Origin of the sequence: Dysgonomonas sp. HGC4 (assembly GCF_001261715.1) — a bacterium.
Classification (GTDB): domain Bacteria; phylum Bacteroidota; class Bacteroidia; order Bacteroidales; family Dysgonomonadaceae; genus Dysgonomonas_A.
This window is the reverse complement of record NZ_CVRU01000124.1, coordinates 1-10,916: the sequence shown is the minus strand read 5'-3', so window position 1 is coordinate 10,916 and position 10,916 is coordinate 1. Positions and strand designations below refer to the sequence as shown.

Annotated in this window: 8 protein-coding genes; 7 read left to right on the top strand and 1 reads right to left on the bottom strand. The window is 35.0% G+C overall.

Features of this window, described 5'->3' with window-relative positions; genetic code table 11:
* Positions 1-327 precede the first annotated feature (327 nt).
* From HGC4_RS12965 to HGC4_RS12935, 7 genes are all read left to right on the top strand, one after another.
* Complete coding sequence (locus HGC4_RS12965; protein ID WP_050710564.1) at positions 328-2,487, top strand: TonB-dependent siderophore receptor; 2,160 nt, start codon at positions 328-330, stop codon at positions 2,485-2,487.
* Positions 2,488-2,497: 10 nt separating this feature from the next.
* Complete coding sequence (locus tag HGC4_RS12960) at positions 2,498-3,517, top strand: ABC transporter substrate-binding protein (RefSeq protein WP_050710563.1); 1,020 nt, start codon at positions 2,498-2,500, stop codon at positions 3,515-3,517.
* Positions 3,517-4,203, top strand: a complete 687-nt coding sequence (locus tag HGC4_RS12955) for a class I SAM-dependent methyltransferase (RefSeq protein ID WP_050710562.1) — start codon at positions 3,517-3,519, stop codon at positions 4,201-4,203. Before HGC4_RS12960 ends, HGC4_RS12955 begins: the two co-directional genes overlap by 1 nt.
* 25 nt (positions 4,204-4,228) lie before the next feature.
* Positions 4,229-5,242, top strand: a complete 1,014-nt coding sequence (locus HGC4_RS12950; protein ID WP_199327726.1) for a FecCD family ABC transporter permease — start codon at positions 4,229-4,231, stop codon at positions 5,240-5,242.
* Positions 5,233-6,012: an ABC transporter ATP-binding protein gene (locus HGC4_RS12945; RefSeq protein WP_199327728.1), complete on the top strand. Its 780-nt coding sequence runs from the start codon at positions 5,233-5,235 to the stop codon at positions 6,010-6,012. Before HGC4_RS12950 ends, HGC4_RS12945 begins: the two co-directional genes overlap by 10 nt.
* A gap of 41 nt (positions 6,013-6,053) precedes the next feature.
* A complete protein-coding gene (nikR, locus tag HGC4_RS12940) occupies positions 6,054-6,452 on the top strand; it encodes a nickel-responsive transcriptional regulator NikR (protein ID WP_050710561.1) in 399 nt (132 codons plus the stop codon).
* Positions 6,453-6,738: 286 nt separating this feature from the next.
* Positions 6,739-10,602, top strand: a complete 3,864-nt coding sequence (locus tag HGC4_RS12935) for a TIM-barrel domain-containing protein (protein ID WP_050710560.1) — start codon at positions 6,739-6,741, stop codon at positions 10,600-10,602.
* A gap of 122 nt (positions 10,603-10,724) precedes the next feature.
* Here HGC4_RS12935 and HGC4_RS18960 read toward each other — a convergent pair.
* Positions 10,725-10,916 (bottom strand): hypothetical protein (locus HGC4_RS18960; protein WP_221406874.1); only part of this gene is annotated, 192 nt, incomplete at its 5' end.

The following is a 10,916-nucleotide window of genomic DNA, read 5'->3' as shown; positions in this document are numbered from 1 at the left end:
AATTACATTCTTTTTATCTATCGAATTTAGTTAAAGCTTATCTCTCATTGTCTGATTGTGTCTTTTTTTAGAGTTTCTTCTCTTTGTTGTATTAACTATGAAAATCAATCATATATATATTATTCTTCTTTAAATATATATACTCTATGGTTTGAAAATTAACACATGAGTAGTATTTGTTCACATAATTGTCAAGAAAATGAAAAACAAAATCATTGAATGTTTGTTCATAAATGTAAGTAGCAAAAAAATAATATTCGTGCTACTGTTGACAATAACAGCGCTGAGTCTAACAAAATAAGTTTAATGTAAATATCTATCATATCTATGAGGAAAGTATTGTTAATTGGATCTATAACCTTCCTATTATCTTTATCTTATGTGTGTGCTCAGGAAGCACCCTTAGAATCAGATAGCGTTAAGAGTGTCACTCTATTAGAGGTTACGGTAAAGGCTCAGCCGTATAAAAAATATAATCTGGATAATATCTCCAGTAGTTTGAGAATACAAGGAGAAATGCTTAAGACTCCCCAGAATATACAGATAATCAATGCATCTGTTTTAAAAGATCAGCTATCGTTAAATTTAACAGAAAGTGTTACTCGCAATGTGAGTGGAACATTTCGTGAAGAATTGCATAATGGTGTTTCTCCCGACATATATACACGTGGAGGATATATCAGTGCTCAACGCAATGGAGTTGATCTTCGTCCTTTGTTAAAAGGTCCGATTGGCGATGATGTTGCCATAATTGAGAGTGTAGAGTTTATAAAAGGCCCATCGGGTTTTATGAATTCAATAGGAGATCCTGCCGGTTCGTATAATATTATCACCAAAAAGCCTACTGGCACGAACCGAAAAACTTTCAGAATGATACAAGGTAGTTTTGGGTTGATAAGAGCTGAAGCCGACTTGGATGGAGCAGTGGATGAGGATGGAAAGTTATTGTACCGTTTCAATATAATGGGAATGAATAAAAAAGGCTTTCTACAATTCGATAATAATGATCGTATTTTAATTGCACCTTCTCTTAAATATGTAATTGATAATAAAACATCGTTATCGGTTGACTACATCTACCAACGATTAAACTATATGTTTTTGAGTGAAGCACAAATCTCACCCAATGGTTTTGGATCATTACCCGGAGATTTTAGTATAAGCGATCCGAATTTGAGACCATATAGAGCTAATGACCATAGTGTTTTTGTAAACTTCCAAAGGAAATTCAATGAAAATTGGGCTTTTACTACACAGGTATCAAATATAAATAGTCAATCGGAAGGAACTATCTTTTGGGTATATGGAAAAAATGAAACAGACCCTGATATTCTCGACCGCTATTATGTTTATGATGGTATGAAATATAACATCTTTTCGACACAGGCGTTTACGCAAGGTAAATTTTCGACCGGACAAGTAAAGCATGCTTTTCTTGCGGGAGTAGACTTTAACCACAAACGAAACAAAACACAAGATACTTGGAATACGGCAACTACTATTTATCCATTAAGTATGTCTAATCCTATATATTCGAATGTTATCAATAATAATGGGATAGGTGGCGACTTTAATTCGGAGAATGGAATAAATGCTCCCGAAAATTTAACTGATAGCAGATTATATTACACTTCTGCATATGTGATGGATGAAATATCTCTGTTACGCGATAAACTGAAAATTACGGGAGGACTCAGGTTGACTCAATCCGATGCCGATTTCAATCAGTATGGAGAGGAAACCGATGCCTCAGATTGGGTGCTTACACCAAGGTTAGGAGCCAATTTTCTTTTAACAGAATCTTTCAGTGTCTATGGATTATATGATAATACTTTTATCCCACAAGCAGGTATAGCTTATGACAAAACAGCACTGAAACCGATTCGTGGTGTAAGTTATGAAGCTGGATTGAAAAAGGATTGGTATAATAAAGCTTTAAGTACAACTCTTTCATTTTATCACATTACTCGTAGCAATAATATTGTTAAAGACCCGGTAAATAACGATTTCTACCAATCAGGAGAAAATGAATCAAAAGGAATAGAATTTGATATTCGAGGACGTATTGCTAGAGGTTTGAATGTAATTATCAATTACGCTTATACCGATTCGAAGATTACTAAAGATGATAAGAATCCGGCTATGGTTGGAATGGCTACACCTAACCGTATCAAACATATACAGAATACTTGGGTTAATTACGAATTACCATTTAAGGCACTCAATAGCTTTAGTTTGTCTTTAGGGTATCAATATATGGCAGGAAGAGCTGAAAGGTTTACATCTATTGATGCTCAGGAATTAAAAGACTTTTTCAGAATGGATGGAGGAATCGCTTATACAAAAAAGAAATTCAGTGTAAATCTGATGGTGAATAATATCTTGGATACACATCAGTATTCAACAGGTTGGAAGAAGAATGATATGTATTATTGGGTACAATTAGCTCCAATCAATTACCGTTGCTCAGTTACTCTAAACCTATAAACTATTTACCATGCGTATTATTTTTATATTCTTAAGCTTAATAGCTCTCGCAAGTTGTAGTAATCAAAATTCAAAGGATAAGAAGTCGGATAGCTCTTCAGCTATTTCGGTGACGGATATTCAAGGAAATGAGATTAATTTATCTAAACCGGCTGAGAAAATTGTATGCTTGTTCGATCCATCAGTAGATGTGATTTATATGTTACAAGCCCAAGATAAGTTAATCGGAATTCCTGCTGAGACTTATTTTGATAGTGAATTATATGATTATTACAAACACATCGATTCTCGTATCCTAAATAAAGAATTGGCAACACCGGGAAGTAATGAGCTGGCGAGTTTAGAAAGTATTATTCAGTTGGGTCCTGATTTAGTTATTGCTCAGCAATTGCCCGAAAGTGTAGTTAAAACCCTTCAAGGAATGAATATTCCGGTTTATATTGCTGCTGCCGCAAGATACGAAGACTTGGTAAAAGAAATGAAAGACATTTCTATTCTGACAGGCAAAACCGAAAGAGGAGAGGAGTTAATCACTTATGCGAAAAATAAAATAAAGGATCTACAAGAGCGTACAGCTTCACAAGGTGATTCAAATCATAAAACGGTCTATTTTACTTGGGCAAACGGACGTATCTTTTCTACCGCAGGTCGTAGCAGTATGATGAACGATTGTCTCGATTTGGCTGGTGTAGAAAATGCATGCCCATTCGAGATGGATAAACCAAACATTAATCCCGAAACTTTGATTGGATGGAATCCTGATATGATTGTGATGTGGAACGATAGTCCTGATTTGTTTTATAATAAAAACGAATTGGGCGGGGTAACAGCAATTCGCGAAAAGCAGATTCATAACCTTATGCCGATGTTTTTTTATAATCCTCATACATTCAAATCACTATGTGCAGCAGTTGCTATACACAATTGGGCTTATGCTTCTAAGGGTGGGGATGGAACAAATGAGATAAAAGAAATACTAGGAGAGCTTTACGGAACAGAAACCAGTGAAAAACTTATAAAATATTTATAATGATTACAGAAATTGCTAAATATTGGGATAAACAAAGTGCCATATGGAGTGAAGAAAAGAAAGAAGCATGGACTTTGCCCGAAACCACATATTGGTTGGAATACTTTAAATCGCTCTTACCTCATTTACCCGGAAATCAAGTTTTAGAAGTAGGAACGGCCTCGGGTTATTTTGCTAATATCCTTCATCTTGCAGGATACGAAGTTACAGCGGTAGACTTGTCGCCCAATATGGTTGAGGAAGCTCAGCGGGTTTCTGCTGATTTGAGTTTTCCGATTGATTATCATGTAATGGATGCTCAGGAACTACAATTTCCCGAGAATCAATTTGATCTGGTGTTTACTCGATTAATGACTTGGACAACTCCCGATGTAGAGAAGTTTTATGCTGCAAGCTTCAAGGTTTTAAAATCCAAAGGTTTGTTTTTGAACTTCGATGGCGATTTTGGAGATATGTGTTTTTCGCAAGAAGGACACGAAAAATATCCTGCCGGAATAATGGAAGAAGCAAACATTATTAAAAGTAGGTTGGATATCAGCAAACACAGTCGTCCACAAAAAGATATTGAACTGTTAGAGAAAGTTGGCTTTACGAAAGTTGAGGTTGACGAGAAGGCTCAAAACAGAATTTTGCATAAGCCCGAAAATGAGGAAGCTCTCTTTCAATTAACGGCCATTAAACCCTAATCTTAACACTCTAAATATATCTGCATTGAGTAGAAAAATTGCTAATATAATATGTTTTGGACTACCTTTGCCAATGTTGGTAATCTCTTTGTTCATAGGCTCATCTGCACAAGTAAATGTTTTTGACTATTTGCCTTTACTATATAAGAAATTGGCTGATAGTGTTATGACTGCGAGCGAGATTACTCAGTACGAAATGATTTCGAATATCCTCTTCAACGTCCGGATGCCGCGAATATTACTTACCTTTTTGGTGGGGGCAGCTTTGTCTACATCAGGCGGTGTATTGCAGGGGATATTTCGAAATCCATTAGTAGATTCCTATATCTTAGGCATTTCATCAGGTGCGGCTTTTGGGGCATCGTTAGCAATTGTTTATTCGTTGAGTTTTGTCAATGTTTATGCCTTTGTAGGTGGCTCTATAGCAGTTATTCTAACTTATATGATTGCCGGTTCTCATAAGCAAATATCTACGGTCTCTATTATCCTTTCGGGAATGATCGTTTCGGGAGTCTTTATGGCTCTGCTTACTATGGTTCAGTATATTAGTAACCCTTACAAATTGCAGGCTATTGTACAATGGGCAATGGGCAATTTACATGCTGCTTCTTGGATAGAGTTGAAGCAGGCTTTTATTCCAATATTGATTTGCTTAGCTATTGTATTTTTATATCGTTGGCGTATAAATTTATTGGCATTGGGTGATGATGCAGCCAAATCGGTAGGTGTGAACCCCTCTTTTGACAAATTGATTTTGATTGTGTGTGCCACTTTAATGACTACTACAACGGTAGCCGTTGCCGGTATTATTAGTTTCTATGGATTATTCTTGCCACACATTGTAAGAATGTTACTTGGCTCGGACAATAGTAAATCAATTCCGGGAAATATTTTCTTAGGAGGAAGTTTTCTTCTTCTAATTGACAACTTATCTAGGGCTTTATTTGTTTTTGAAGTACCAATAGGAATTTTCACTACTATACTGGGTGGAGCTTTCTTTGTTTTCTTAATGAGAAAAAATAAACTGAATTGGAATTGATTACAGAGGCTATACATATTGAAGAAATGCATTACTCGTATGGCGATAAGCCCGTGCTTAATGGAGTAAATGTTGTATTTCCCGAGAATAAGTTTTCGGTCTTGTTGGGTATTAATGGGGGAGGGAAGTCTACCCTGTTTAAAATTATTGCCGGGTTATTGAAAGGGCATCAAGGAAATATTCGCATCTGTGGTCAGGATATGGATAAGCTGCGTTTCAAAGACAGAGCTTCGCTTATAGGCTTTCTACCACAATTTAGCCAGTCAGTTTTTTCGTTTACAGTCGAAGAGATTCTGTTAACAGGTCGTACTGCCTTTTCGGGTTTCGCTCCTAAAAAAGAAGATCGCTTATTAGTTGATAAAATATTAAAAGACTTATCCATTACACGATTAAAGGACAAATCTTTTACTCAGCTTTCTGGAGGCGAGCAACAAATTGTAATGATTGGGCGATTATTGATGCAAAAGCCAAAAATCTTACTTCTGGATGAACCAACCAATCACTTAGATGTTTATTATCAACACTATCTGATGGAAAAGTTGAAAGATTATTCGGAGAACGATTTTACAGTAATTGCAATTATGCATAATCCGACTCTCGCTTTTCAGTATGCAGATCATTTTTGTTATCTGCATCATGGCAATATTTATACGCCTACCAATCCTGCTGCTCCTAATGTTGAGTTGTTGGAAAAAGTATATGGTATGAGCTTTGTAGAATTTACAAGAGATGATAAAAAATTTATGCTACCCTTTGGTGAGCTTCAATGAAGTTGTCTCTAATTTTAATGGAAAAATAAAAAACAAGATAAATGAAAGTAGTTCGATTTGGAGTCTCAGTAGAAAAGGATGTATTAGATTTATTGGATAATTATATTATTAGTAATAAATTCCCTAACCGTTCTCAAGCTATTCGTCACTTGATAAAGAAGGTGGAGGTAGAAAGTCAATTGGATTCCAATAAAATTGTTGGGGGTTCCATTACATTATCGTTCGACCATCACAGGAGAGAATTATTAGATCGAATAACCGAGATACAACATCAATTTTATCATGTAATCCTTTGCTCTCAGCACATACATCTCGATCATGATACTTGTATGGAGATTATAGCTTTGAAAGGTAATGCTTCGGTTTTGAGAGATTTAGCTAATCAACTAACAGCAGTAAAAGGTATTATTCACGGCGATCTGTCGATTACAATGGTATGATAATTCTAGATATAGATAAATAAAAAAAACATCTTTTATTTTGATTAACTGAGGGGATCCTTTTGGATACCCTCAGTTATTTTATTCTAAGACTTCTACAAAAAGTCGAATTCGATCTCAAATAATCATTGTAGTTAGTTTCCTGATCTTAATAGTTTTTGAGATGATTGTATTTGTAATTTCTTTCAGCCGCTTTTACTATATTTAATATAGATGAAGCTCAGAAGTGGTGGATATTTTTTAATTTTATCATATTTAAATCACCTTAAATTATATAGTCTAAATTATGAAAAACTTAACTGGTAATTTTAAACACAAGAAACAAGCTCTGCTTGTATTGGTTATACCTCTGATGTTTTCGTATTCTTCAGCGTATAGCATTGAACAAACAAGGAATGCTGTTGAGATTACACAGCAAAATCAACATGTGATTAGTGCAAAAAAGATAAATCCAACAACTGTTGAAGTATTATTCTCTAACAATCAGAGAATGGCATTCGATTTTTATGGCGAAAATATCTTTAGAGTTTTCCTGGATAATTCAGGTGGGATAATAAGAGATCCCGAAGCAAAACCCGAAGCGAAAATTTTAGTTGATAATCCTAGAAAATCTATTTCTAAACTAGATTTAGAGGATGATAACAGTTATATATCTTTTTCTACCGAAAAAGTGAAAGTTCAGTTAGATAAGCAAACGTCTCTTTTGAAAATCACTAATCTTGAAACCAATAGAATTGTATTGGAAGAAGCTGAACCTGTTCTTTTTGAGAAAGGAAAAGTCGTCTTAACATTCAAAGAGAATCCTCAAGAGTATTTTTACGGAGGTGGAGTTCAGAATGGGCGATTTTCGCATAAAGGAAAAGCTATATCTATTGAAAACCAAAATAGCTGGACTGATGGTGGAGTCGCTTCGCCCACTCCCTACTATTGGTCTACCAATGGATATGGTGTGATGTGGTATACTTTCAAAAAAGGGAAGTATGATTTTGGAGGAAGAGAAAAAGGCATTGTAAAGTTATCTCACGATACAGATTATCTAGATGCTTTTTATATGATAAGTGATGGAGCTGTGCCTTTGTTGAATGATTATTATCAACTTACAGGAAACCCTGTATTATTACCCAAATTTGGTTTCTATCAAGGTCATTTAAATGCTTACAACAGAGATTACTGGAAAGAAGACGAAAAAGGAATTCTTTTTGAGGATGGAAAGCGTTACAAGGAAAGTCAAAAAGATAATGGAGGGATTAAAGAGTCTTTGAATGGAGAAAAAGACAATTATCAGTTTTCGGCTCGTGGAGTAATCGACCGCTATAAAAATCACGATATGCCATTAGGATGGCTTCTACCTAATGATGGCTATGGTGCCGGATATGGACAAACGGGAACTTTGGATGGAAATATTCAGAATTTGAAGAGCCTGGCTGATTATGCTCATAAGAATGGTGTTGAAATTGGTCTTTGGACTCAATCGGACTTACATCCTAAACCCGAAATAGATGCTCTCCTGCAAAGAGATATTGTAAAGGAAGTAAGAGACGCGGGTGTGCGTGTCTTAAAAACAGATGTGGCTTGGGTAGGTGCAGGATACTCTTTTGGTTTGAATGGTATTGCTGATGTGGCTAATATTATGACCTATTATGGAGATAACAGCAGACCTTTTATCATATCGCTTGATGGTTGGGCAGGTACACAACGCTATGCGGGAGTGTGGTCGGGAGACCAAACTGGTGGAGTATGGGAATACATTCGTTTTCATATACCAACTTATATTGGCTCTGGATTATCGGGTCAACCTAATATAACCTCTGACGTAGATGGAATTTTTGGCGGTAAAAATCTGGTAGTTAATACCAGAGATTTTCAGTGGAAAACATTTACTCCTATGGAATTGAATATGGATGGATGGGGAGCTAACGAAAAATACCCTCATGCGTTGGGTGAACCGACAACATCTATAAACCGATGGTATCTGAAACTTAAGTCAGAACTTATTCCTTATACATATAGCATTGCCAAAGAGGCTATTGACGGAATGCCTATGATTAGAGCCATGTTCTTGGAATATCCTAATGATTATACTAAAGGGAAATCTACACAATATCAATTCTTATACGGAGCTAATTTTTTAGTTGCACCTATCTATCAAGAGACGAAGTCGGATGATAAAGGTAATGATATCCGCAATGGAATTTATTTACCAGAAGGTTCTTGGATTGACTATTTCTCAGGAGATAAATATGAGGGTAATTCCATTATCAATAATTATGCATCACCATTGTGGAAACTTCCGGTATTTGTTAAGAATGGAGCTATTATTCCAATGACTAATCCCAATAACAATGTTTCCGAAATAGATAAAGGCATTCGTATATATGAAATATATCCATTTGGGAACAGTTCATTTACTGAATATGATGATGATGGGACAACTGAAGCATACAGATTGGGTAAGGGAGTTACTACTTTAATTGAGTCTAATGTTAGTGATAAAAATAATGTGGTGCTGACTATACATCCCTCAAAAGGAGATTTTAATGGTTTTGTTAAGCAAAAATCGACAGAATTCAGGATAAATGTAACGGAAAAGCCAAAGAAGATTTCAGCTCAGGTTGGGAATAATAAAGTGAAATTAGCTGAGGTAAATTCTAAGGACGAATTTTTGAAAAAGGAAAATGTTTACTTCTACGATGCTGCCCCAAACTTAAATAAGTTTGCAACTAAAGGTAGTGAGTTTGAGAAAGAAGTTATTATTAAGAACCCGCAGCTTTTTGTAAAGTTGGCTTCTTCTGATATTACAACTAACAAAACAACCCTGAATATAGAAGGGTTTTTATTCGAGCCTTCTGATAAGTATAGAGTAACATCGGGTTCAATAAAAGCTCCTGCCGCTGCTCAAGTTACAGAAGAAAATAGAGAAGCATATACTCTAAAACCAACATGGGATAGAGTAGACAATGCAGACTATTATGAAATTGATTTCAACGGAATGCTGTATACGACGATAAAAGATACTGAGTTGTTATTTGATGGGTTGAATGTAGAGACGACTTATCCTTTCAAAATACGCTCGGTAAATAAAGATGGATATTCGGATTGGGCTACATTCAGTGCTACAACTAAATCTAATCCTTTGGAATTTGCTATTAGAGGAATTGTAGGTGAGACTACTGCTGAAAATGAAGCAGAATCGGATATTGAAAAACTATTCGACTTTGCTGAAAGTAATTTGTGGCATACTAAATGGGGAACAAACTCTATTCCATTCGATTTGATAATGGATTTGAAAACAATAAATCAATTAGATAAGTTTCATTATTTGCCACGTATTGGAAGAGGAAATGGAACATTATTGAAAGGGAATGTCTTTTATAGTAATGACAAAGAAATTTGGATGGAAGCAGGTTCATTTGAATGGGCAAATAATGACGAGATCAAAGTATTTGATTTTACAAATCATCCGACAGCTCGCTATATGAAATTATCTATTACGGATGGGGTTAAAGGCTTTGGTTCGGGTCGAGAATTATATGTATTTAAAGTGCCTAATACTGAAAGTTATCTTCCGGGAGATATTAATAATGATCGCCTGATTGATAGAAACGATTTGACATCATATACTAATTACACAGGATTGAGAAAAGGTGATGCTGATTTCGAAGGATATATCAGTAATGGAGATATCAATAAGAATGGTTTGATAGATGCTTACGATATTTCTGTTGTTGCAACACAGCTGGATGGTGTAGGAGATGATAAAGTCGCAAAAGTTACTGGAGATATTGAGATAAGTACAAAGAGGCAAAATTTGAATAAAGATGAAGTATTCGAAATTTATGTTAAGGGAATTGACCTTCGATCTCTAAATGCTTTGAGCTTTGCTTTGCCATATGATCCACAGAATTATGAGTTTATTGGTATAGAGCCATTAAATATGAAAGAAATGGAGAACCTTACTAATGACAGACTTCATACAAATGGAGTAAAAGCTTTGTATCCAACATTTATCAATATAGGCGACAAAGAACCTGTTGAAGGTACTATGGATCTCTTTATCTTGAAATTTAGAGCTAAGCAAAAATTGAAATTTGATTTGAAGATTATAGATGGATTTTTAGTTGATAAAAATTTAAATACACATAAGTTCTAAAATAATAGATAAGAGAGTTATTCTCGTTTATGTAAAATATTAAAAAGCCACTCATGACACGCTAGTTGTGAGTGGCTTTTGTGATATTTACTAATAAAGTACTACTGCTCGTTATCTCTCTCTTAGATGTATTGCCTGAAACAGCTCTCATTATTTGAAAATTTTATAGCTTCTTCATTTATTATTAGACCTTTATTCGTTAAATATGATACGGTTATTTTTTGTAAATGTGTTAATATTGGTAATAGATAATTGTTTTTGTGATTTTTAGTTAGTCTCTTTTTATTTTTGTCTTTTCTGTAGCTAAATAAATG

Bases quoted from the DNA above. Each gene is read 5' to 3' on its own strand.
- HGC4_RS12965 (WP_050710564.1), top strand. From the start codon at position 328: ATGAGGAAAGTATTGTTAATTGGATCTATAACCTTCCTATTATCTTTA.
- HGC4_RS12960 (WP_050710563.1), top strand. From the start codon at position 2,498: ATGCGTATTATTTTTATATTCTTAAGCTTAATAGCTCTCGCAAGTTGT.
- HGC4_RS12955 (WP_050710562.1), top strand. From the start codon at position 3,517: ATGATTACAGAAATTGCTAAATATTGGGATAAACAAAGTGCCATATGG.
- nikR (WP_050710561.1), top strand. From the start codon at position 6,054: ATGAAAGTAGTTCGATTTGGAGTCTCAGTAGAAAAGGATGTATTAGAT.
- HGC4_RS12935 (WP_050710560.1), top strand. From the start codon at position 6,739: ATGAAAAACTTAACTGGTAATTTTAAACACAAGAAACAAGCTCTGCTT.